Source organism: Janthinobacterium sp. ROICE36 (assembly GCF_002869965.1).
Classification (GTDB): Bacteria; Pseudomonadota; Gammaproteobacteria; order Burkholderiales; family Burkholderiaceae_D; genus Janthinobacterium.
Genome location: NZ_PEBS01000047.1, coordinates 22,705 through 45,346, shown reverse-complemented (window position 1 = coordinate 45,346; position 22,642 = coordinate 22,705). Strand labels below are relative to the sequence as shown.

Genomic DNA, 22,642 nt, shown 5'->3' with positions numbered 1-22,642 from the left:
CGCAAAACTTCTGCGTTATTCGCTCCTGCCTCGACACGCTACGGAAACAAGGCCATGGCATGCTCGCCGTCTTGCAACGCGCCTTCGCTGGAAACCCGATTCAGCCAGCCCCCGGCTGAACAGTTACGAATCAGAAAACAGTGCAAACAATGCAATTCTTCCCCCTCGCACGGCAAGGGAAGCCTCATCTTAGTGCGCACATGGGACGCAAGAAATAGGAGGATGGCAAGAGCGCATGTAGGATGAGTCCCGCCCGTGGTGGCATAATTACTTTCAGTTTTCCACCAAAAGTACCAAATACTCAGCAGTTAGCGGGTAGAGCAAAAATCGCCGCGTCCGCCGTCACATACACGCGCTCGCCAGCTACGGGCCGCACCGCATGGCCGCCCGTAAAGGCGCCAAACGCGGGCAGGATGGCGCGCTGCCGGCCCAGCAGGAAACATGGCAGGCGCAAGCCGTTCCCGTCCGCGCGCAAGTGAAACACGGGATGCACGTGGCCGGCCAGCACATAGCCGGGCGCGACGGTATCCGGGTGATGACAGAATGAGAGATGGCCCACCTGGTGCGGTTCATCCACCATGCGTATCCCAAGCATGGCGGCCGGATCGCCCGCATGCGCATCGTGGTTGCCGCGCACCACCGTCAGGCGCACATCCGCGTGGCGTGCGCGCCAGGCCAGCATGGTCGCCACGGTGGCGTCCGCATGCGCGGCGCGCGCGTGCAGAAAGTCGCCGAGAAAGACGATTTCCTTGCAAACACGGCTGGCCAGCAAGGCGTCCAGCGCCAGCAAGTTTTGCGTGGTGGTGCCGCGCGGCACGGGCACGCCCAGCGCGCGAAACGCGGCCGCCTTGCCAAAATGAATGTCGGCGATAATCAGCATCTTGCGCGCCGGCCAATACACGGCCTTGTGCGCCAGCAGCCAAACGCTCTCGCCGGCCAGTTCCACCACACAATGCGCTGAGCGCTGGCTATTCATGCGGCTGCCTTTTCCAGCGCACTCACCAGGCGCGCCACCCGGTCCGACAGTTTTTCCGTCGTCAGCTGCTCGCGGAAACGCTCGACCATCAGGCCGAAGGCAAACGGCGAGGCCCGCTCCAAAGGCTGCAGGCTGATGCGCCGGCCGTGCAGCTCGCGCAAGGTGGCGCGCAAGCGCGTCAGTTCCAGTTCCTGTTCCAGCACTTCGCGCTGCGCCTGCGTGAGCAGCAAATTGGCCGCGTCGTGCTTGCGGAACACTTCAAAGAACAGCGAGGACGACGCTTGCAGCTGGCGCGCGCTTTTCGGCTGGCCCGGATAGCCCTGGAACACGAGCCCGGCGATACGGGCGATTTCGCGGAAGCGCCGCTGCGACAATTCCGTCGCGTTCAGGCTGGCCAGCACGTCGTCGAGCAAGTTGTCCGTGCTGAACAGGGCAATATCGGCGCCGCTGGCGGCCGTCAACAGCGGCGCAAATGCGATATCGCCCCCGCCCAGCAATTCAAAGCCGTAATCGTTGACGGCGATCGACAAGGTTGCCGGTTGCACGCGCGCGATGCGGTAGGCCAGCAGGGAAGCGAGCCCCAGGTGCACCGAACGGCCCGCAAACGGATACACGAACAGGTGCTGACCTTCGCGGCTGGACAAGGTTTCCACCAGCAGACTGGCGCGCGTGGGCAGACTGGACCATGTCTGCTGGATGGCCAGCAGCGGCGCCAGCGCGCGCATTTCCGGCCCGCTGGCCCGGCCCTCCTTTGCCAGCTGCAACTGGTCCAGCACGGCATGCGCCAATTCCGACGACAGCGGCATCTTGCCGCCCTGCCAGCGCGGCACGGCGCCCCGGCTGCCCGTGGCGCGCCGCACGTAGGCCGTCATCTCGTGCACGCGCACGAATTCCAGGATGCGTCCGCCAAACAAAAAATGGTCGCCCTGCTTCAGGCGCGCAATGAACGATTCCTCGATGCTGCCGATCCGCCCCCCGCCCAGGAATTTGACCTGGATCGCCGCTTCCGACACGATGGTGCCGATGCTCATGCGGTGGCGCCGCGCCAGGGCCTGGTCCGGCACGCGGTACACACCGTCATCATCGGGCAACACTCTCCGGTACTCCGGATACACGGTCAGGCTTTGTCCGCCGCGGGCAACGAAATCGAGCGCCCATTGCCACTCGTCCGGCGTCAGGTGGCGGTAGGACCAGGCGCCGCGCACTTCTTCGTACAGCGGCGCCGACTCGAAGCCGCCGCCCAGGGCGATCGTCACCAGGTGCTGCACCAGCACATCAAGCGGCTTGTCCGGCACGGGGCGCGCTTCCAGGTGGCCTTGCGCCAAGGCAGCGCGGGCAGCGGCCGCTTCCAGCAGTTCCAGGCTGTTGGTGGGCACCAGGGTGATGCGCGAAATGCGTCCCGGCGCGTGGCCGCTGCGCCCGGCCCGCTGCACCAGCCGGGCGATGCCCTTCGCGCTGCCCACCTGCAGCACCCGCTCGACGGGCAGGAAATCGACGCCCAAGTCCAGGCTGGAGGTGCACACGACGGCTTTCAGTTGCCCCGTTTTCAAATGCTGCTCGACCCACTCGCGCACTTCGCGGTCCAGCGAACCGTGGTGCAGGGCAATCAATCCCGCCCAGTCCGGCCGCGCATCGAGCAGGTGCTGATACCACAGCTCGGCCTGCGAACGCGTATTTGTAAACACCAGGGTGGTGGCGCTGCCCTCGATCTGGGCAATCAAAGGCTGCAGCATCTGGATGCCCAGATGCCCGCCCCAGGGAAAGCGCGTGGGGTTGACGGGAATCAGGCTGTCGACGAGGATGCGCTTCTTCACCTTGCCTTCGACCAGCACGCCGTCGCTGCCTTCGCCCAGCAAGACGTCCTGCGCCTGCTGCAAGTTGCCCAGGGTGGCCGACAAGCCCCACGTCATCACTTCTCCACTCCAGCGGCGCAAGCGGGCCAGCGCCAGTTGCACCTGCACGCCGCGCTTGCTGCCCATCAATTCATGCCACTCGTCGACGATCACCGTTTCGAGCAGGCTGAAGCGTTCCTGCGCGTCCATCTGGCTGAGCATCAGGGACAGGCTTTCCGGCGTCGTGACGAGCACCTCGGGCCAGGCTTTCGCCTGCCGCGCCCGCTGCGCGGCGCTCGTGTCTCCCGTGCGCGCCTCGATGCGCCAGCCAGGCGCGAGCTCCGTGCCAGACGCCTGCAATGCGCGCACGGTGTCAGCCGCCAACGCTCGCATGGGCGTGATCCACAGCACGCGCAAACCCTGCCTTTTACTCTTGCGCGCCAGCCGCTCGGCACGCAGCAAGGCGCCGAACCAGACGGCGTAGGTCTTGCCGGACCCAGTGCTGGCATGCAGCAGGCCGGAGCGACCCTGTGCGGCGGTGCGCCAGACGGCGCGCTGGAAGGGAAAGATCGTCCAGCCGCGCCCGGCAAACCAGGCATCGATGCGCTGCGCCAGCGTGCTTTTGCTCATCGCTTGCTCATGAGCCGGTCGCCAGCATGGCCTTCAGGGTGGCCAGGGTGTCCGCGTCGGCGACGGCCTTGTCTTCGCGCCGGCGCAGGATGCGCGGAAAGCGCACGGCGATGCCCGCCTTGTGGCGGCTGGAGGCGGCGATGCCTTCGAAGCCGATCTCGAACACCATGGTCGGATGGACGCTGCGCACGGGGCCGAATTTTTCGATGGTGGTCTTGCGAATGGCCGCGTCGACTTGGCCAATTTCCGCATCCGTCAGGCCCGAATACGCCTTGGCGAAGGGCACCAGCTTGCGTTCTTCACCATGCCCGCCCTCCCAGTCACTATCCCACACGGCGAACGTGTAGTCCGTGTACAGCGACGCGCGCCGGCCATGGCCCGCCTGGGCGTAGATCAACACGGCATCGATGGCATACGGGGCTATCTTCCATTTCCACCAGGTACCCACGTCTTTTGTGCGGCCCACGCCATATGCGGCAGACTTGGCCTTGAGCATCAGGCCTTCCACGCCGCGCGCCCGCGATTCGCTGCGGATGGCCGCCAGCGCGTCCCAGCTTGCCGCCGCGATGCGCGGCGACAGACGCAGCGCGGGAGTAGCCACGCCGGCCACCACGGTTTCCAGCATTGCGCGGCGCTCGACTTGGGGCAGCTGGCGGACATCCACGCCATCCATTTCCAGCACATCGTAGGCCACGAGCACGGCCGGCAATTCGGCCAGCAGCTTGAGCGTCACCGTCTTGCGGCCCATGCGTTGTTGCAAATCAGCAAATGGCGCCGGCACCTCGCCCGGCTGCCAGACGAGAATTTCGCCATCGAGCACGGTGCCCTCGGGCAAGGCCAGCTGTGCCAATTCGGGGAACCGCTCCGTGATCAATTCCTCGCCACGCGACCACAACCAGTTGACGCCATCGCGGCGCAGCAGCTGGGCACGCATGCCGTCGTATTTCCATTCGACCAGCCAGTCGGCGAGGTCGCCCAGTGTCTCCGGCGGCGCCTGCAAGGGGTGCGCCAGGAAGAAGGGGTAAGGCTGGCCGCCGCGCAGCGCATGGTCGTCATCCGACTGCGCGCCAGTCAGCTTGAGAAAACCCGCGCCCGTGGGGCTGACCTTGCCATCGGTCCAGCCCATCAGGCGCTGCGCGATCAGCTTGCTGTCCACGGCGGCGATGCTGGCGAGCGCGCGCGTCACCAGCAGTTTGGACACGCCCACGCGAAAGCCGCCGCCGATCAGTTTGATCAACAGGAAGCGTTCGCGCGTTTCCAGCTCGTCCCAGTACGCCAGCAGCGCGCTGCGGATGGTCTCGGGCGCCGCGCCGCGCAAGGGTGCGATGCGCTGCTCGACCCATTCGGCCAGGCCGATGTCGCTGCGCCTGGCGGGCGCGGGCAGGATCAGGGCCATGGTTTCGGCCAGGTCGCCCACGGCGTGGTAAGCCTCGTCGAACAGCCAGGCATCGAGACCAGCGCGTTCGGTCGCGTATGCGCGCAGCAACTTGGTGGGCACGGCCTGGCGCGGCTTGCCGCCGGCCAGGAAATACACGGCCCAGGCCGCGTTCTCGGGTGACGCGTCCCGAAAATAGGCTTGCAGCGCCGCCAGCTTGCGGCTGGTGGACGTGGTTTCATCGAGTTCCGCGTACAGCCGGGCAAATTCACGCATGGCTGACGTCCTGCGCCGCCGTGGAAGCCCCAGGCGCACTGTCATCGGCGTCGTCATCGCCATACTCCGTCTCGAAGCCGCCCGCCTGCCAGCCATTCTGCTGCAGCCAGCGCACCATCACGGGTATCGAGCCGTGCGTGACGATGATACGTTCGGCCTGCGTGGCCTGGATGGCTTGCATCAGACCCGGCCAGTCGGCATGGTCGGACAGCACGAAACCCCGGTCCACGCCGCGCCGCCGACGCGCGCCGCGCAGCAGCATCCAGCCGCTGGCGAACGCATCGCTGTAGTCGCCGAAGCGCTTCATCCACGGCGAACCGGCGGCCGACGGCGGCGCGATCACCATCGCCGTCTTCAGGGCCGCCTTGTCGTTGGCCTCGCCCACCATCACGGTGGCCGGCAAGGCCACGCCGGACTCGCGGTAGACCTGCGTCAAGGCCTGCGCCGCGCCATGGCAGATAATGGGACCGATGGTGGCGTCCAGACCCGCCAGGATGCGCTGCGCCTTGCCAAAGGCATAGCAAAACAGCACGCTGGTGCGCCCCTCAGCCGCATTCCTGCGCCACCACTGATTAATGTCGTCATGGATTTCCTGCGGCGCCTGCCAGCGGTAGATGGGCAGGCCGAATGTCGATTCCGTGATAAACGTGTTGCAGCGCACGGGCTCGAACGGTGCGCAGCTAGGGTCGGGCTGCAGCTTGTAGTCGCCGGACGCCACCCACACTTCACCGCCGTGCTGCATGCGCACCTGGGCAGAACCGAGCACGTGGCCGGCCGGATGCAGCGACACCTGCACGCCATGGTGTTCGATGGTCTCGCCATACGCGAGACCCTGGATGGAAACGCCACCCAGGCGCGCCTGCAGCACCTTGACGCCGTCGCTGGCGCACAGGTAATGCCGGTGGCCCACGCGCGCATGGTCGGCATGCGCATGCGTGATGATGGCGCGCTCGACAGGGCGCCACGGGTCGATGTAGAACTGCCCCGGCACGCAATACAAGCCTTCCTTGCGCACCACTACCATGTCCGCCATGTCCAGCTCCTGACGTTAAAAAAACCGCGGTGGAATGGGCTGATTCTAGCGCTCTTGCGCGCGATCACTGTTCGACAGCGCACAATGGATTCAAGCCGGTGCGACAAACTCGGCCATGAAGGTGCGCGTGGTGTTTTCCGGAAACGCAATCGTGACCTGGTCGCCCGCCACCAACAGCACGGTGCCGACCTGGTAACGGGGCACGCGCACGCGGCTGCCCACGGCGAGCAGGGGCGACGACGGCTGCGCCTGAGCAAGCGCTGGCGGCAACTCGTCCAGGGTGATGGGCGCGGCCAGCGCGGGTGGCGACTGGCAATTATCACAGGTGCAACAGCGCTTGAAATCGCCCGCATCGCCAAAATACTCGAGCAGCAATTTCCAGCGGCAAAAGCCGCTTTGTGCATACGCCACCATCTGCTCAAGCGCCTGCCTGTCGCGCTCCTGCTTGTCGACATAGATGTGCGCCAGTTGCGCGTATGACAGCGACTTGGCCGTGGGCGCTTTCAAGCTGTAGCCCAGCTTGCGGTCCTGGCGCAGCAACTTGCCGTCTTTCAACAGTTTCAGGCAGACCTTCAAGTGGCCAGCTGAAAACTCCGGCAAGCCCGATGCCAGCGCAGCGAAAGCGAAGGTGGCCGGCAGCTCTTGCGCTGCCGCAACGATGGCGGCCAGTTCGCCTTCCGTGGGATAGTGCTTGGCCAGGAAGAATTGCTGCACCCGCTTGTCTTGCTGAAAATACAGCAAGGTGCAGTCGGCGGGCAAGCCATCGCGCCCCGCCCGTCCCGATTCCTGGTAGTACGCTTCCAGGTTGGCCGGCACCTGCAAATGGATCACGAAGCGCGTGTCGGGCTTGTCGATGCCCATGCCGAAGGCATTTGTGGCCACCATGATGCGGCGTGCGCCGCCCATGAACAAGTCCTGGTGGAGCTGGCGCTCGCGCGCCGCCAGCTTGCCGTGGTAGCACGTGACGCTCTCGCCCGCTTCTTCCAGCCGCGCCGTCAGATCCTCGACGGCCTTGACGGTGGCCGCATACACGATGCCCACGCCGGCCGTCTCGCGTAACAGACGCAAGACGGCATCCTGTTTTTCCCCGGCATTCGTGACCTGCATCACGCGGTAGCGCAAATTGGCGCGGTAAATGCCCGTATTGATGACCTGCAGCTTGCGCGCTTCCAGTTGCGCGTCGATATCGGCAGTCACTTCCCCGGTAGCCGTGGCCGTCAGCGCCAGCACGGGCGGGCGCCCGAGCGCGCGCAGGGCGGCGGCAATTTCCAGGTAGGCGGGACGGAAGTCGTGGCCCCACTGGGAAATGCAATGGGCTTCATCGATGACGACCAGGCTGGGCGGCACGGCGCCCAGCAGGGACAGGAATGCGGGATTGGTCAGACGTTCCGGGGTGCAAAAGATGATGAGCCGGCCACCCTGGGCTATGCGGGCGATGGCGGCATCGTCCTCGGCGCGCGACAGGCTGCTGTTGAGCTGCACGGCCGTGATGCCCAACTGCTGCAGCTTTTCCAGCTGGTCTTTCATCAGCGAGATCAGCGGCGACACCACCAGGGTGGCGCCGGGCAACAGCGCAGCGGGCAGCTGGTAGCACAGCGATTTGCCGCTGCCGGTGGGCATGATGGCCAGCGTGTCGCGCCCGGCCAGCACGCTGTCGATCACTTCCTGCTGGCCCGCGCGCAGCCGCGCCACGCCAAATACGGCGCGCAGCAGGCGCTGGATCTTGCGCTGCCGGGCGCTGCCCGACTCTTGCGTTGCGGAAATGGTGGTCATCATCATGCTCCGGTCCCTGACATGCCGGCGCCAGCCGCCAGCTTGCTGTCACTTTACGGCCGGGCCCGGCGCACCGCCATAGGACGGCTGCTACAGTGCGCGTAGGACTTCAAGAAGCGAACAGGATGGCCCAGAAGAGCATCAGCAAACCGGCAATCGACGCGCACCACACCAGCGTGCGCACGACGGGCACGCCAAACGCGTACAGCGGCAGGTAGAGCACGCGGGCGGCCAGGTACAGGGCCGCGCCGTACAGGGTCAGCGCGCTTTCCTGCGCCGTCACGTGGGCGATCAGCACGGCGGCGGCGAACAGGGGCAGGGTTTCAAACAGGTTCGCCTGGGCCCGCTGCAAGCGGCCCGTGATCTTGCCCACGGGCGGCCCGTCGCCGTCGCGCGCGCTCACGTTATAGGCCGTGCCTGTTTCGCGCGTGCGTAACAGCGCGGGCAACAGGATTTGCACCAGCGCCAGCACCAAAGTACAGCCTAGCATGGTCAGTTCAGGAGTCATGTTTGCCTCTGCAGGGTGAGACAGGCAGGCCGTGCCGGCGCGTGCCCGTCAGGGTTGGTCGAGTGCTGCTTGCAACTCTGTCAAATCATAGGGCTTGCGCAAGACACTGGCGGAAAAGCCCAGTTCATCCATCGACTCCTTGCCATAGCCGGTGGAAAAGATGATGCGCATGTCCGGTTTCTCGCGCAGCACCATGCGTGCCAGCGCGATGCCGGACATGCCGGGCAGGCTGACATCGGTAAACAGGATATCAAAGTCTTGCTCATTGAGCAATTCCCACGCCGCCTCGCCATCGGAGACGCCGCTGACCGTGTGGCCCAGCATGCCCACCAGCTCGCACACCATCAGCTGAGAATCGAGATTATCTTCCACCACGAGAATTTTCATCGATGTCGGCATGTCACCGTGCGGTTCTGGCGCATGGCCAGTCAAGTCCAGCCCCGGCGTGCCACTTCCCAGCACGCTGGCCGCCGTGCTGCCGCTCGCCGGAGTGCCGCCCACCGGCGCGCCGGAGCGTTCAAACTGGCGCGCACGCATCTGCTGCTGGCGGTTGGCCAGCACATGGCGCAGCTTGCGCGCCAGCTCTTCGCGCCGGTACGGCTTGCTGAGCAATTCCACCCCCGCGTCGAGACGCCCTTCGTGCACGATGACATCTTGCGCGTAGCCCGAAGTAAACAAGACGGCGATATCGGGCTGGCGTTCGCGCGCCTGGCGCGCCATCTCCGTGCTGCTGACGGGGCCCGGCATGATGACGTCCGTAAACAGCAAGTCGATCTGCGCGCCACTGTGCAGCACGGCCAGCGCGCTTTCGCCATCTTCAGCCTTGAGCACCGTATAGCCGAGCGCCCCCAGCATATCGACCACGGTGGTGCGCACGCCCACGTCGTCTTCCACCACCAGCACCGTTTCCGTGCCGCCCGTGACGACGCCGCTCAATTCCAGTTCCTCGTCCGCTTCAGCCATCAGGGAACGGGGCAAATAGATTTTAACTCCCGTGCCCACGCCAGGTTCACTGTAAATGCGAATATGGCCGCGGCTTTGCGTGACGAAACCATACGCCATCGACAGGCCCAGACCCGTGCCCGCGCCTTCCGGCTTGGTGGTAAAAAACGGCTCGAACGCGCGCTGCAGCACGGGCCCGCTCATGCCGCTGCCCGTGTCCGTCACCGACAGCATCACGTACTGGCCCGCCGGCACGTCAACGAGCTTGTGCACATACTGTTCGTCGAGCACCACATTGCCCAGCTCGATGGTCAGCTTGCCCACGCCATCCATGGCGTCGCGCGCATTGATGGCCAGGTTGAGGATGACGTTCTCGATCTGGCTACGGTCGACCAGGGTATTCCACAGCCCGCCGCCGCCCACCAGCACGATGTCGATCGCTTCGCCCAAGGCGCGCCGCAGCAGCGCGTCCATGTTGCGCACCACGCGCGCCAGATCGGCCACCACGGGTTTCAATGGTTGACGCCGCGCAAAGGCCAGCAGGTGCGACGACAGCTTGGCGCCCCGCTCGACGGCGGCAATCGCCGTGTCCAGGCGCTGGCGCATCACGCCATCCGTGCCCGTCAGGTGCTGCAGCAAATGCAAATTGCCGGAGATGATTTGCAGCACATTGTTGAAGTCGTGCGCGATGCCGCCCGTCAGTTGGCCCACGGCTTCCATCTTTTGCGCCTGGCGCAAGGCATCCTCGGCCTTGGTACGCTCATTCACCTCCTGTTCGACCCGGTGTTCTAGCGTTTCGTTCAATTCATGCAGCGCCTTTTCCACGCGGCGCCGGTCCGTGATGTCCGTCTTGACGGCGATCAGGGAACGCGTCTGTCCCTGCTCGTCCAGCAGACGGCTGACATTGCTCGACACCCACACTTGCGAGCCGTCTGGCTTCAGGTAGCGCTTTTCTAGCGAGAACGACTCGCCCGTTTCCACCAGGCGCTGGAACAGCACGCCGTTGCCAGGCACGTCCGCCGGATGCATGATGTCGTTCATGTTTAGGCTCAGTAGCTCTTCAGCCGAGCGGCCCAGCATGCGGCACAGGGCGCCGTTGACGCGCTGGAAACGGCCATCGAGGCCCAGCTCGGACAAGCCCACCGAGGCCTGGCCGAAAATGGCCGCCATGCGCTCCTGGCTGGCGGTGAGTTCATCCTCGATCTGGCGCCGCTCCGTCACGTCGAATGACACGCCCACGTAGCGGCGCTGGCCCGGCACGCAGCCGGCCACCACCTCGCCCTGGCGCGCGATCCAGCGCAACGCGCCATCGGCAGGGCGGCGGATGCGGTACTCCGCATATTCGAGGGGATTTTGCGCCAGGTCCAGCTTGCTGGGCCCAACCTTTTGCTGGTCGCGCGCATCGACCAGGCTCACCAGCAAGCGTTCCGTCACTTCCTCCTCGTCGGCAATGCCCCACAGGCGGCGGAACATGGGTGACACCAGCATCGCGCCCGTCTCGGGGAACCATTCGAAGGTGCCGATGCCGCCAGCCTGCTGGGCCAGGCGCAGCCGCTCCTCGTCTTCCATGCGCTCGGTGACATCGATGCCCTCGACCAGGATGCCCGTGACCACGCCCTCGTCATCCTTGATGGGCTGGTACACGAAGTCGATCTGGCGCTGGCACGTCTGCCCGTCTGCCGTCTGCAAATCCACCTTCACCTGGCGCCCTTCGAAGGGCTCGCCCGTGCGGTAGACCTGGTCGAGCAGTTCGATGAAGCCCTGCGCCTTGACTTCAGGCAAGGCCGATTCGACAGTCTTGCCGAGTAAATCGCGGTGGTCCACCAGGCGCAGATAATGTTCATTCGCCAGCTCAAACACGTGCTGCGGCCCGCGCAGCAGGGCCATGAAGCTGGGCGCCTGCTGGAACAGGGCGCGCAACAGCGCGCGCTCTTCGCCCAGGCGGCGGTTGGCCGCGCGTACGGCCTCGCTCTCCGCCTGCAAGGTGGTATTGAGTTCGCCCAGCTCGGCCGTGGCCAGCTTCAGCTGGCGCCCCTCTTCCATGCGCACCGTCAATTCCAGCGCCGTGCACAGCACGCCGTCCACCTGGCCATCGGCGCCATGCACGGGCGTGTAAAACAGGTCGAAACAGACATCCGCGCGCTGTCCGTCGCGCAACAGCGGCAAACAGCATTCGCGGTGCACCTGCGCCTCGCCACGCAGTCCCGCTTCGAGGATGCGCGCGTTCCAGTCCCAGATTTCGGGCCAGACGGCGGGCACCGTGCCACCCAGCGCCGCCGGATGGCGCGCCCCGGCGATCTGGATGTAATCGTCGTTATAGATCATGACGTGCTGCGGGCCCCACATCAGCACCATCGCCATCGGTGAACTGAGCACGATGTCGACGCTGGTGCGCAAATGGGCCGGCCAGCCATCGAGGGCGCCAAGGCTGGTGGCGGACCAGTCGCGCCGGCGCACCAGTTCGCCCATGCTGCCGCCGCCGGACGGCCAGGCTGGCGCGCGCATGTCGCCGCTCATGTGGCCAGTCCCGCTTGCACGCGCACCTGGCACTGGCGCGGGATGCGCACGGTCGCCAGCGTGCCCTGCGTGGACGTGGAACTGAGCTCGACCGTGCCGCCGTGGGCCTTGACGAACATGTTCACCGTGTACAGGCCCAGTCCCAGGCCCTGCCCCGTCCTGCGCTTTTCGCCCGCCTGCCGGAAAGGCTCGAACAGGGTCGGCAGCAAGGCGGCGGGGATGACGCCACGATTGGCGATGCGCATTTCAATGCTGTCGGCTTCGCGTCCGTCGAGGGCCAAATGCACCGGCATGCCCGCCTCGCCATGCGTGATGGCATTGCATAACAGATTCGAGATGACTTGCGACAGCAAGCCCGCATCGCATTGCCCGTGCAGCTCGCCGACACTGCTGAGCTCGACATGCGTGGCCTGGCCCGCCGTCTCGCATTCCTCGACGATGGCGCGCGCCAGCGCCAGGTAATCGTGCGTGCTGCTGCGCAACTCCATCGTGCCGGAACGGATGCGCGCCAGGTCCAGCAACTGGTCGACCATGCGCGCCATGCGCTTGGCGCTGCTTTCGATACGCTGCGCCGTGACGATCACCTTCGGGTGCTCGCTCATCATCGGCAACAGCATGGCGCCATTCATCACCACCGACAAGGGGGTGCGCAAATCGTGACCCAGCACGGCCGTGAACAGTTCATTGAGGCGTAGCGCATGCTTGAGTTCATCGAGCTGGGCCGACAGTTCACGCTTTTGCTGGAACAGCTGCACCAGCACCGCCACCTTGCTTTGCAAGGCTTTCACGTCGATGGGCTTGTAGAGAAAATCGACGGCGCCCGCCTCGTAGCCACGGAAGCTGTAGCTCGGTTCGCGCGACGCGGCCGTGAGGAAAATCAGGGGAATGCCGCGCGTGCGTTCGCTGCCGCGTATCAGCTCGGCCAGTTCAAAACCATCCATCTGCGGCATTTGCACGTCGATCAGGGCCAGTGCGACCTCATGCGTCAACAGCAATTCCAGCGCTTGCGCGCCCGAGCTTGCTTTCAGGATGACAATACCGGGCCGTGCCAGCACGGCTTCGGCGGCGACCAGGTTTTGCGCGATGTCGTCAACGACGAGGATATGGATAGGTGCGGTCACGGATTCATCTTCAGGCATCGCAACGGCAAGATGCCATCGTGTGTCGATATGGTCATAAACATTGTTTCAATTCTCACATATATTACACGCACTGCCCCACTCCCATTCACTTGTGTTCGCCATCGCCCAGCAAGGCCAGGCTGGCGGCCATCTGCAACAAATCAAGCACGCGGTCGGCGCCGGCCAGCTTGAGCGCGGCGGACGGCATGATGCCACAATTGGCCCCCGCTGGCTCCTGCACCCAGGCGCTGCCGCCCAGCTGCCGCACGCGCGCCAGTCCCGCCGCGCCGTCGGCCGAGGCACCCGTCAGGATGATGGCCAGCATGGCGCGCCGGTAGGCATACGCTGCCGTTTCCAGCAAGACATCGATCGACGGGCGCGAAAAATACACGGGCGCTTCCTGCGACAGGGAAAAACAGCCATCGGGCTCGATCTGCAGGTGGTAATCGGGCGGGGCGAAATACACGACGCCCGCCTCCAGCGGTTCCTTGTCCTGCGCTTCGCGCAAGGGCAGCGCGCAGTGCGCCGCATACAGCTGCGGCAACTGGCTGGAGCGGCCCGGCGCCAAATGCAGCACCACCACCACGGTGGCGCGGCAGGTGGCCGGCAAGGCGCGCAGCACGATGCCCAGCGCCTGCACGCCGCCGGCCGAGGCGCCGATGGCGATCAGGCGCAGGCCGGCGGGCGGTGGCGCCACGTCGCAGGTCGGCAACATATCAGGCCCGCTGGAAGATGCGTACAGCCGGGCTCAGCTCGTTGAAGCTGGCTGCATGGCGGCTGAAATGCAAGCTTTCCTTCATGCCCAGGCCCAGGAAGCCCCGGTTCACCAGCGCTTCGTGGAACATGCCCAGGCTGCGGTCTTGCAAGTCTTTATTGAAGTAAATCATGACGTTACGGCAGGAAACCATGTGCACCTCCGAAAACACGCTGTCCGTCGCCAGGCTATGGTCGGCAAAGACGAACTGGCGCCGCAGGCGCCGGTCAAAGATGGCGCCCTTGTAGGCGGCCGTGTAATAGTCGGACAAGGAGCGCTTGCCGCCCGCCAGCTGGTAATTCTCGCTGAACTGGGCGATGCGCTCGACCGGATAGATGCCCGCTTCGGCAGCGGCCAGCGCCTCGACATTGATATCGGTCGCATAAATCATGCTGCGTTCGAGCAAGCCTTCCTCTTCCAGCAAGATGGCCAGCGACCACACCTCTTCGCCACTGCTGCAGCCGGCCACCCAGATCTTGATGGAGGGATAGGTATGCAGGACGGGCACGACTTTTTCGCGCAAGGCGCGGAAATACGCTGGATCGCGGAACATCTCGCTCACTTGCACCGTGAAAAACTGCAACATCTGCGCGAACATGGCCGGCTCGTGCAAGATGCGGTCCTGCAACTGCGACAGCCTGGCGCAGCCGAAGCGCTCCATGGCCTGGCGCATGCGCCGGCGCAACGACGCCACCGAATAATCGCGGAAATCATGCTGATATCTCAACAAGATTCCTTCAAGCAATAACTTCAATTCGATATCGAAAATATCATCATCTAGCAATTTGACATCCACCCTTCTATCCATGCAGCATCTCCCGGTCCCGCACCGCTTACGCGTGCTTGGGGCCAGCGGGAATGCTAGCAGATCGTCGGGGATTTTCGCGCAGCTAAAGCGTCTCTTAGGTACGCTGGCGTACGCTCGCCCCACTTTTTTCAGGCATCCACGCCCTTCATGCCCTCCGCCGTATAGCGCGCGCCCGACGCCATGCCCAAGGGAAAGGCGGCGCTCATCGCCGCCAGTTCCGCCGCGTCCAGCTGCACGGCCAACGCGCCGAGGTTGTCGTGCAGGTAGGCGATGCGCTTGGTGCCGGGAATGGGGATGATATCGTCGCCCTGGGCCAGCAGCCAGGCCAGCGCCAGCTGGGCCGGCGTGCAGCCTTTTGCGCGCGCCAGTTGCTGGACTTGCGCGACGATGGCCTGGTTGCGCGCCAGGTTATCGGCCGCGAAACGGGGGTTGAACTGGCGAAAATCCCCGGCGTCGAGGCTGGCAGCGCCGGCAATGGCGCCCGTCAGGAAACCGCGCCCCAGCGGGCTGTAGGCAAAGAAACTGGCGCCCACTTCGCGGCAGGCGGCCAGCACGCCCTGCTCCGGCTCGCGCGTCCACAGCGAGTATTCGCTCTGCACGGCGGCCACGGGACACAGCGCCGCCGCGCGCCGCAAGGTGGCGGCGCTCACTTCGCACAGTCCCACAGCGCGAATCTTGCCTTCTTGCAGCAATTGCGCCAGCGCCCCCATCGACTCTTCCAGCGGGGTCTCCAGGTTCAGGCGGTGCAGGTAAAACAGGTCGATGGCCTCCACGCCCAGGCGCGCCAGCGACGCATCGCATGCCTGGCGGATATAGGCGGGGGAGTTATCGACGCGGCGCGCATAGCTGCCGGCCTCGCGCGCCAGGCCGCACTTGGTGGCGACCAGCGCTTGTCCGCGATGGCCGGCCAGGAAGTGCCCCAGCAATTGCTCGTTATGGCCGAAACCGTAGGCGTCGGCCGTGTCGAACAGGGTCACGCCCACCGCCAGGGCCGCTTCCAGCGTGGCCAGCGACTGCGCCTCGTCCGTGGCGCCATAAAATTCCGACATACCCATGCAGCCCAGGCCCAGTGCCGAACTGTTCAAGCCGCTATGGCCGATGCGTCGCTGTTGCAGTTGCATATTAATCTCCCTCATGTCAATACGGCCAGTCTGCGCCGCGTCAGCGGGCAAGGGAATGCGCAATTTCGTGATACCTTTCTGGTATGAGAACCCTCGATACCCATGCCCTGAGCCTGTTTTGCGCCGTCGCCCGCTGCCTGAACTTCCGCCAGGCAGCGGAACAGCTGCACATGACCCAGCCGCCCCTGTCGCGCGCCATCCGGCTGCTGGAAGACGGGCTGGGCACGCGATTGTTCGAACGCGACACGCAAGGCGTGGCCTTGACGCAGGCGGGCCGTACCCTGCTGCCGCAGGCGCTGCACATCCTCGACTTGCTGGATATGGCGCAAGCGTCGCTGCGGCAAGACAGCGCGCCCGTGCGCTTGCGCCTGGGTCTGACCAGTTCGGTGGAAGCAGGCCTGTTCCGGCCCCTGCTGGCGGCCTTGGACAAGCAATTGGGCACCCTGCGATTGGAACTGACGGCGGCACCCTCGCCGCGCCTGGTGGCTGCCGTGCGCAAGGGCCAGCTCGATGCGGCCCTGCTCGCCCTGCCCAGCGCCACCTTCGAGCTGGCCGTGCAGCCACTGGCGCGCCAGCCCATGATGCTGGCCCTGCCGGCCGGCCACCGCCTGGCAAAGAAGCGCAAGCTCAGCCTGGACGACATCGCGGCAGAATCGATTTACTGGTTCGAACGGGCGCGCCAGCCCGCCTTTTTCGACCATTGCCAGCAGGTATTTCGCCGCCATGGCTTTGCGCCCATTTTTTTGCGCGAGGCACCCGACCACCATGTGCTGCTCAGCGATGTGGCGGCCGGCAAGGGCATGGCCCTGCTGGCCGACTCGTTCCGCGCGCTGCGCCTCGCTGGCGTGGTCTACCGGCCACTGTTGCAGGGAGAGGAACTGGCGGCCGGCATCGGCCTGGCCTGGAGGGAAGCGCACGGCCATGCGGCCCTGCCCCTGCTGCGCCAGTTGGCGGCAGAGCAATTGAAAAACTGACGCCGCACGCGGGCGCGCCAGACGCGCTACCATGGCGCCTTCCCCATTTCAACCACCACCACGACCATGACGTTTACCATCAGCGACGCCGCCTACCCCACCGATACCCCGCAAGCCAAGCAAGCCATGTATGCGGACCTGCGTTCGCAGCTGCAAGGCTTGCTGTCGGGCGAAACCGATTTCATCGCCAATACGGCCAACTTCAGTTCGCTGGTCTTCAACACCATGCCGGGCTTGAATTGGGCCGGCTTTTATTTCCTGAAAGGCGAGGAACTGGTGCTGGGGCCGTTCCAGGGCAAGCCGGCCTGCATCCGCATCAAGAAGGGCCGCGGCGTGTGCGGCACCACCGTGGTTGAAGGCAAGTCCATCGTCGTGCAGGATGTGCACGCGTTTCCTGGCCACATCGCCTGCGACGTCAATTCGCGCTCGGAACTGGTGGTGCCCGTCTTTGCGAACGGCCAGATCATCGGCGTGTTCGACCTCGACAGTCCCATGGTCGGCCGCTTCGACGAGGTCGACGCGAAAGGCGTCGAATCGCTGGTGCGCGTGCTGGAAGCGGCCATCGTCGCAGAGTAAGTATTCAGTTGCCGGACTTGACGGCGATGAATTCGCCCTTGCCGACAGTCGCCAGACACGTCGTGTAGCGGCTGTCGGCGCGGATGGCCTCGATAAAACCGGCCATGTCCGCATAGTGCGAACTGGCATTGTCGACCACCAGCATGCCACCGGCCGCCAGCGCGCGGTCCAGCTGCGGCCACCATGCTGCGTACTGCAGGCGCGCGGAATCGAGGAAGATGAAATCGTAGGCGCCGTCCGCCGCATCGCGCAGCACGTCGCCCGCGTCCGCCAGCAACTGGCCAATCACGCCCTGCAATTGCGCGCGCGCAAAGTTGGCATGCGCCATGTCGAACTTGTCCTGCGCTTTTTCTACCGTCACCACGCTGCCGCCCAGCGAACGCGCCGCGCGCGCCAGCCACAGGGTGGAATAGCCGTTCGAGGTACCGATTTCCAGCACCCGGCGCGCACCGCGCGCGTGCACCAGCACGGCCAGCAACTCACCCGTGTCGCGCGTGATGTTGAGCATGCGGCTGGCGCGCTCCGTATGCGCCGCATCGTTGCTGCTACCGAATGCTTCGAGTTCGCTGAATAGAGTGTCGAGGGTATCGATGCTTGGCATGGCGGCTCCTTGTGCAAAGCATCAGCATAGCAAAAAAACTAGGCGCTGGCGCGGCGGCGCAGGGGGCGCTTCAGGGTTTGCACCATCACCACGCCCAGCAGAGTCACGCCACCGCCGATCACATCGTAGCTGTGCAAGGTTTCCCCCAGGAACAGCATGGCGATGATCACCGTGAACACGGGCAGCAAATTCATCAAGGTCGTCGCGCGGCTGGGGCCCAGCTTGGCCAGGCCGTGCATCCACAAGAATGGCGCGATGATGGAAGCGGGGATGCCCGCAAACAGCACCAGCGGCAAGCCGGCACTGGTGACAGGCGGCGCGGACTGGCTCAGGTAATACACGCACAGCACGGGCACGGCGCACCAGACCTGGATCAGCAAGGAATGCCAGTTATTCAGGGGAATCTTCCAGCGCTTGAGCAGCACGCCATAGCCCGCATATGACAGGCAAGCCAGCAGCATCAGGGCGTCGCCCATGGCAGCCCCATGGGCGATCAGGGCGGCAGGGTCGCCATGGCTGAGCAGATAGCCGAGCCCCAGCAGCGACACCAGGCCGCCAAACACGCCGCCCATGGTGGGTGCCTCTTTCAACAGCAGCACGGTCAGACCCACGGCCAGCAAGGGCATCAGGGATGCCAGGATGCCCATGTTGGTGGCCGTCGTCGTCTGCGCGGCGATGTAGGCGAGGCACTGGTACATGACCATGCCCAGCATGCCCAGCACAAATAGTTTCCCAAGATACGGTTTGACGACGGCCCGCTGCTTCCACACGGCGCGCCCAAACACGAGCGCCAGCAGCACACCGGCCAGCAGCCAGCGGTAGAACGAGATGGCGGCTGGGTCAATCACGCCCACGGCCATCTTGCTGACGATGGTATTGATGGCCCAGATCAGCACGGCGATCACGGGGAACAGATAATGCCTGGTTTGCATGCGAAGAACTCCCCTATTCAATGACGTCCATTTTCGCATGGTCCGATTCCATGGATATAATGCATACCGGACAAACGATGCGAAGAACCGGACAAAACACGAGACACGATGGCCAGCAACCAGCATTTCCCCGCCGTTTCCGACGCCCTGCCCTACCCCGTGTACTTTCGCCTCGACGATTACCACGCGCACCAGCAATTCGATTATCAGAGCCATCCGTGGGGCCAGCTCACGTATTGCTCCACGGGCGTGATGGAAATCATGGTGGCGGGCCAGCGCTACCTGTCGCCGCCCCAGTATGCCGTGTGGATACCGCCCGAGACTTTGCATGACGGCTATATCCGCCAGGATGTCATATTTCACTCGGCCTATATCGATGCCAGCCTGTGCGCGCAGCTGCCCGTGCAGCCGTGCGCGCTGGTCCTGAGCCCCCTGCTGAAAGCCATTCTCGGCGACTTTGCCACACGGGGCGTCACCACGCCCGCCACGCGAGCCGACCAGCGCCTGGCGCAAGTGCTGGTCGACCAGCTGCAGCTGGCGCCGTGCAGCCGCAACTATCTGCCCGGCAGCGACGAGCCCGTCATCGCGGCCCTGCTCGCTGCCCTGCAGGCGCACCCCGGCAGTAAGCACTCGCTGGCCGAGTGGGCCGCGCAATTGCATGTCACGGAGCGCACGCTGGCGCGCCGCTGTCAGCGCGAACTGGGCATGCCGTTCGGCGAATGGCGCCAGCGCCAGCGCTTCCTGGCCGCCCTGCCCTTGCTGGAAAAGGGAGAAACCGTGCAGGCGATCGCGCTGGAACTGGGCTATGGCACGGCCTCTGCCTTCATCGCCATGTTTCGCCGCCAGAGCGGCGGCACGCCGGACCAGTTCCGCCGCGGCCTGCGCTGACAACGCGGACCGGCGCTGTCCGCTTTGTCATATAGAGATGCTAAAATTCATACATCTTTCCAGAGAGCAAAAGGACGCGCATGAATCCCAGCACCGAGACGGCCACCGATACCCAAGGCAGCGAGGACATGCCCCAGGCATCAGCAACGGCCGTGACGGCGCCCCTCAAGCTCGACAAAGAGGAAATACCCAGCGTGCTGGGCAAACTGCGCACCCTGGTGCAGGACAAGACGCGTTTCGCGCCGCAGGACATCACGCCGCTGGGCGAGGAAGACGTCTTGCAGGATTTTTCCTTGCAAGCCAATTACGCGCTCGATGCACGCTTCGAGCAGCGCGTCATCAATGGCTACTTCGCGCCCTCGGGCAATGACTGCCACTGTGGCTCCCACGAGGTGGGAGCGCTTGCTCACGCGCAGGAGAAGGAACGCCTGCGCTGCGCGGCAGGCAAGCTCGACAATGCCTTGCGCCAGCCGGGCCACGCCTACAACGGCGTCGAAGCGGGCGTCTACCTGCCGCACGCCGTCAAGTACTGGCACCTCGATACCTGCAGCGCCTGTACCGGCAAAGGCCGCATCGGCTGCCACACCTGCCACGGGTCGACCACTGAAACCTGCTGGAACTGCCATGGCGGGCGCACCGTCAGCTGCGACGCCTATGGCTGCTACGGCAGCGGCAAAGTGTCGTGCTCGTATTGCAGCGGCAACGGCACGGTCGCCGAGCAAGTCACCGATTATGTGACGGTGCAAGTGCCCACTACCACCTGCAGCAACGGCAGCTCACATACCAGCTACCACAGCGAAACGCGCACGCAATACCGCACCGAGCATCGCAATTGCTACCATTGCAGCTTCGGCAAGGTCAGTTGCAACAGCTGCCACGGTTCCGGCAACATCAATTGCGGCACTTGCCGCGCCAGCGGCAGCGTCACCTGCCGTACCTGTAGCGGCGTGGGCGACTTGCGCTGCAACCCCTGCGACGGCTCCGGCAAGGTGGGCAAGGCGGCCTGGGTCGACGTGCATGTGGCGCCGGGCTACAGCGTCAGCCTGCCCAAGCAGGCGCCCGACGATGCGCGCCGCATCCGCGACAAGGAGAGCGTGCACTCACTGGCCGCGATCGCCAGCAACCTGGCCCTGGCGAAAGTGAGCATTTACAATGAAGACCAGCCGCAGGAAGTCGACGCCCTGTATGCGGCCAAACTGCGCATCGTGCGCCTGGACGCCGCGTGCAACGCAGAAAAACACCACCTGGTGGCGTATGGCACGGACTTGCGCTGGCTGACCCTCGATGACATCGTGGAAAAGCTGCTGCGCGGCGACCTCAAGGCGCTCAGCGACGCGCTGGCCGGCAGCGCCGACGACGGCCTGTTCTCGGCCCACGTGCAAGGCTTGTTGACGCCACTGCGCGACGTGGCGGCCTCGGAACTGAATGCGGACGTGATCGAATCTGTCCTCAGCGGCGAAGCGGACCACGCGCACATCGATGTCGTCTCCGCCGATTATGCGCAGAATGTGCGCACCTGCGTGCTCGGTGCCCTGCGCCAGGTCTACACGCGGCTGGCCAAGCAATTCTGGTGGAAAAGCGCGCTGGTCGCCTTGGCCGCCGCCATCGCCACTTGGTACTTCGCCGGGCGCGGGGCCGCCGCCGTGACCGGCCTGCTCGTCACAGGCATCGGCTACTGGCTGTTCAACCGCAAGGTGAAAACCGTGCTGAGCGAGGCGCTGGGCGGCGAGCAGCAGGCCGAACGGGCCATGCGCATCGCCGGCAAGGGCCGCCGCAACCAGCTGGCGCAAGTGCTGATCCTCGCGCCCGCCAGCCTGGCCGTGCTGGCCGCCAGCTATGGCTTGCCCGCGCGCGTGCGCCCGTTTTCTGCGCCGCCGCAGGCGGCCATGGCCTCGGCCCCCGTCGCGCCCCACGCGCCAGCCGCCGTGCCGCAAGATGCCAGCACGCCGAAAGCCATCAAGCTGTATGAAAATGGCGACAAGGTACAGGCGCTGGCCATGCTGGAAAGCCTGGTCGGCAAGGGCGACGCGGGCGCGTATGGCTTGTATGGCTGGATGCTACTGATGGGCGAAGGCCAGAGCGGCCCCGCCGTCGCGCCAACGGCGCAGCAGCGGCAAGCGCGCCAGGTCGCCGCCAAGCCCCTGGTCGGCAAGGGCCTGCTGAAAAATGACAGCTACGCCTTGACGGCGAAGGGCGTGATGCTGGCCGAAGGCTGGCAGGAGCCGCGCAACATGGCGCGCGGGCTCGATCTGCTGAAACAAGCCGCGAACAAGGGCAATGCGCAAGCCATGCATTTGCTGGGCCTGTACCACGTGCGCGGCTACCAGATCCCCGTCAACCACAAGGAAGCGCGCAAATGGTTCACCCAGGCCGCCGACAAGGGCAGCGCAGGCGATATCTATAACCTGGGGTTGATGGATTGGGAAGGCGCGGGCTTGAAGCGCCCGGACCGCGCCAGCGCCATGCAGCGCTGGAAGATCGCCGCCGCCATGGGCGAGGAACGCGCGATCAAGGCCGTCGCCCAGGGACAGCCTTAAGCGGCAGCCGCCAGCGCTTGCGAGCGCTATCGGATTCGGCGCAGGCTCGCCGATGCAAGACGCAGGTCGCTGTCAGGGAAAGAGCGCGACGTGGCCCTCGATGAACAGCAAGGCTGCTGTCGCCAGCGCGGGGCGCTGCGCCTCGAACACGGCCGCGTCGCGCGTTTGCAGCAAGTTGGCGGCAACGTCAGGCAGCTGCAGCTCGCCGGCGATCAGCGCCGCCACCGCCGCAATATTCGCGTACAGGGCGCTGTCAAAGCCTTCCCAGTCCACGTAGGCCAGCCATTCCGCCAGCAGCACCACGCCGGCGACGGGCGGCGCCAGGGCTCCGATGCGCTCAAAGCGCAGCACGCTGTCGCTGCGGATGCCTTCCTGCTGCAGCACGGCCAGCGCCACCTGCTGCAGCGCATCCTCGGCGCCGTGCCGATGCTTGTTCAGCAGGCGCTGCGTCAGGCTGGCGCTGTGCAT

General features: G+C 65.1%; 18 protein-coding genes. 4 read left to right on the top strand and 14 right to left on the bottom strand.

What is annotated here, in order from left to right; all coding sequences use genetic code 11:
* Positions 1-301: 301 nt before the first annotated feature.
* The 11 genes from pdeM to CSZ94_RS18510 form a co-directional block, all read right to left on the bottom strand.
* A complete protein-coding gene (gene pdeM, locus CSZ94_RS18560) occupies positions 302-976 on the bottom strand; it encodes a ligase-associated DNA damage response endonuclease PdeM (protein WP_102122861.1) in 675 nt (224 codons plus the stop codon).
* Positions 973-3,438, bottom strand: coding sequence for a ligase-associated DNA damage response DEXH box helicase (locus CSZ94_RS18555; RefSeq protein WP_102122860.1), 2,466 nt, complete (start codon positions 3,436-3,438; stop codon positions 973-975). Before CSZ94_RS18555 ends, pdeM begins: the two co-directional genes overlap by 4 nt.
* A 7-nt stretch (positions 3,439-3,445) precedes the next feature.
* Positions 3,446-5,089, bottom strand: a complete 1,644-nt coding sequence (locus CSZ94_RS18550; protein ID WP_102122859.1) for an ATP-dependent DNA ligase — start codon at positions 5,087-5,089, stop codon at positions 3,446-3,448.
* On the bottom strand, positions 5,082-6,122 hold the full coding sequence (locus tag CSZ94_RS18545; RefSeq protein ID WP_102122858.1) for a ligase-associated DNA damage response exonuclease: 1,041 nt from the start codon (positions 6,120-6,122) through the stop codon (positions 5,082-5,084). The genes CSZ94_RS18550 and CSZ94_RS18545 overlap by 8 nt, the downstream gene beginning before the upstream one ends.
* A 90-nt stretch (positions 6,123-6,212) precedes the next feature.
* Positions 6,213-7,901, bottom strand: coding sequence for a RecQ family ATP-dependent DNA helicase (locus CSZ94_RS18540; protein ID WP_258001076.1), 1,689 nt, complete (start codon positions 7,899-7,901; stop codon positions 6,213-6,215).
* A 103-nt stretch (positions 7,902-8,004) separates the two neighbouring features.
* Positions 8,005-8,403: an MAPEG family protein gene (locus CSZ94_RS18535; RefSeq protein WP_102122857.1), complete on the bottom strand. Its 399-nt coding sequence runs from the start codon at positions 8,401-8,403 to the stop codon at positions 8,005-8,007.
* A gap of 48 nt (positions 8,404-8,451) precedes the next feature.
* Positions 8,452-11,862, bottom strand: coding sequence for a hybrid sensor histidine kinase/response regulator (locus CSZ94_RS18530; protein WP_258001075.1), 3,411 nt, complete (start codon positions 11,860-11,862; stop codon positions 8,452-8,454).
* Positions 11,859-12,983 carry a hybrid sensor histidine kinase/response regulator gene (locus tag CSZ94_RS18525; RefSeq protein ID WP_102122868.1) on the bottom strand — a complete coding sequence of 375 codons (1,125 nt, stop codon included), beginning with the start codon at positions 12,981-12,983 and terminating at the stop codon, positions 11,859-11,861. Before CSZ94_RS18525 ends, CSZ94_RS18530 begins: the two co-directional genes overlap by 4 nt.
* Positions 12,984-13,089: 106 nt before the next feature.
* Complete coding sequence (locus CSZ94_RS18520; protein WP_102122856.1) at positions 13,090-13,698, bottom strand: chemotaxis protein CheB; 609 nt, start codon at positions 13,696-13,698, stop codon at positions 13,090-13,092.
* Position 13,699: 1 nt separating this feature from the next.
* The gene (locus CSZ94_RS18515) at positions 13,700-14,545 is read right to left on the bottom strand and encodes a CheR family methyltransferase (RefSeq protein ID WP_180977530.1); all 846 of its coding nucleotides are present in this window, start codon (positions 14,543-14,545) and stop codon (positions 13,700-13,702) included.
* A 128-nt stretch (positions 14,546-14,673) separates the two neighbouring features.
* The gene (locus CSZ94_RS18510; protein WP_146009844.1) at positions 14,674-15,666 is read right to left on the bottom strand and encodes an aldo/keto reductase; all 993 of its coding nucleotides are present in this window, start codon (positions 15,664-15,666) and stop codon (positions 14,674-14,676) included.
* Between the two features lie 83 nt (positions 15,667-15,749).
* Between CSZ94_RS18510 and CSZ94_RS18505 the strand changes: the two genes are divergently transcribed.
* Together CSZ94_RS18505 and CSZ94_RS18500 are read left to right on the top strand one after the other, a co-directional pair.
* Positions 15,750-16,640 (top strand): LysR family transcriptional regulator, encoded by an 891-nt coding sequence (locus CSZ94_RS18505; RefSeq protein WP_258001073.1) that lies wholly within the window; start codon positions 15,750-15,752, stop codon positions 16,638-16,640.
* Between the two features lie 66 nt (positions 16,641-16,706).
* Complete coding sequence (locus CSZ94_RS18500) at positions 16,707-17,216, top strand: GAF domain-containing protein (RefSeq protein ID WP_102122855.1); 510 nt, start codon at positions 16,707-16,709, stop codon at positions 17,214-17,216.
* Between the two features lie 4 nt (positions 17,217-17,220).
* Here the strand turns inward: CSZ94_RS18500 and CSZ94_RS18495 are convergent, their stop codons facing one another.
* Both CSZ94_RS18495 and CSZ94_RS18490 read right to left on the bottom strand, forming a co-directional pair.
* Positions 17,221-17,817, bottom strand: coding sequence for an O-methyltransferase (locus CSZ94_RS18495; RefSeq protein ID WP_102122854.1), 597 nt, complete (start codon positions 17,815-17,817; stop codon positions 17,221-17,223).
* A 38-nt stretch (positions 17,818-17,855) separates the two neighbouring features.
* The gene (locus CSZ94_RS18490) at positions 17,856-18,749 is read right to left on the bottom strand and encodes a DMT family transporter (RefSeq protein WP_102122853.1); all 894 of its coding nucleotides are present in this window, start codon (positions 18,747-18,749) and stop codon (positions 17,856-17,858) included.
* 108 nt (positions 18,750-18,857) lie between these two features.
* On the opposite strand from CSZ94_RS18490, the gene CSZ94_RS18485 reads away from it, so the two are divergent.
* Both CSZ94_RS18485 and CSZ94_RS18480 read left to right on the top strand, forming a co-directional pair.
* Positions 18,858-19,637: an AraC family transcriptional regulator gene (locus CSZ94_RS18485; protein WP_102122852.1), complete on the top strand. Its 780-nt coding sequence runs from the start codon at positions 18,858-18,860 to the stop codon at positions 19,635-19,637.
* 80 nt (positions 19,638-19,717) lie between these two features.
* Positions 19,718-22,174, top strand: a complete 2,457-nt coding sequence (locus CSZ94_RS18480; RefSeq protein WP_102122851.1) for an SEL1-like repeat protein — start codon at positions 19,718-19,720, stop codon at positions 22,172-22,174.
* 72 nt (positions 22,175-22,246) lie between these two features.
* Here CSZ94_RS18480 and CSZ94_RS18475 read toward each other — a convergent pair whose 3' ends face one another.
* Positions 22,247-22,642 (bottom strand): hypothetical protein, encoded by a 396-nt coding sequence (locus CSZ94_RS18475; RefSeq protein WP_102122850.1) that lies wholly within the window; start codon positions 22,640-22,642, stop codon positions 22,247-22,249.

Bases quoted from the DNA above. Each gene is read 5' to 3' on its own strand.
- CSZ94_RS18520 (WP_102122856.1), bottom strand. From the start codon at position 13,698: ATGTTGCCGACCTGCGACGTGGCGCCACCGCCCGCCGGCCTGCGCCTG.
- pdeM (WP_102122861.1), bottom strand. From the start codon at position 976: ATGAATAGCCAGCGCTCAGCGCATTGTGTGGTGGAACTGGCCGGCGAG.
- CSZ94_RS18500 (WP_102122855.1), top strand. From the start codon at position 16,707: ATGACGTTTACCATCAGCGACGCCGCCTACCCCACCGATACCCCGCAA.
- CSZ94_RS18515 (WP_180977530.1), bottom strand. From the start codon at position 14,545: ATGGATAGAAGGGTGGATGTCAAATTGCTAGATGATGATATTTTCGAT.
- CSZ94_RS18545 (WP_102122858.1), bottom strand. From the start codon at position 6,122: ATGGCGGACATGGTAGTGGTGCGCAAGGAAGGCTTGTATTGCGTGCCG.
- CSZ94_RS18540 (WP_258001076.1), bottom strand. From the start codon at position 7,901: ATGATGATGACCACCATTTCCGCAACGCAAGAGTCGGGCAGCGCCCGG.
- CSZ94_RS18550 (WP_102122859.1), bottom strand. From the start codon at position 5,089: ATGCGTGAATTTGCCCGGCTGTACGCGGAACTCGATGAAACCACGTCC.
- CSZ94_RS18490 (WP_102122853.1), bottom strand. From the start codon at position 18,749: ATGCAAACCAGGCATTATCTGTTCCCCGTGATCGCCGTGCTGATCTGG.
- CSZ94_RS18510 (WP_146009844.1), bottom strand. From the start codon at position 15,666: ATGCAACTGCAACAGCGACGCATCGGCCATAGCGGCTTGAACAGTTCG.
- CSZ94_RS18485 (WP_102122852.1), top strand. From the start codon at position 18,858: ATGGCCAGCAACCAGCATTTCCCCGCCGTTTCCGACGCCCTGCCCTAC.
- CSZ94_RS18535 (WP_102122857.1), bottom strand. From the start codon at position 8,403: ATGACTCCTGAACTGACCATGCTAGGCTGTACTTTGGTGCTGGCGCTG.
- CSZ94_RS18480 (WP_102122851.1), top strand. From the start codon at position 19,718: ATGAATCCCAGCACCGAGACGGCCACCGATACCCAAGGCAGCGAGGAC.
- CSZ94_RS18495 (WP_102122854.1), bottom strand. From the start codon at position 17,817: ATGCCAAGCATCGATACCCTCGACACTCTATTCAGCGAACTCGAAGCA.
- CSZ94_RS18505 (WP_258001073.1), top strand. From the start codon at position 15,750: ATGAGAACCCTCGATACCCATGCCCTGAGCCTGTTTTGCGCCGTCGCC.
- CSZ94_RS18555 (WP_102122860.1), bottom strand. From the start codon at position 3,438: ATGAGCAAAAGCACGCTGGCGCAGCGCATCGATGCCTGGTTTGCCGGG.
- CSZ94_RS18475 (WP_102122850.1), bottom strand. From the start codon at position 22,642: ATGCACAGCGCCAGCCTGACGCAGCGCCTGCTGAACAAGCATCGGCAC.
- CSZ94_RS18530 (WP_258001075.1), bottom strand. From the start codon at position 11,862: ATGAGCGGCGACATGCGCGCGCCAGCCTGGCCGTCCGGCGGCGGCAGC.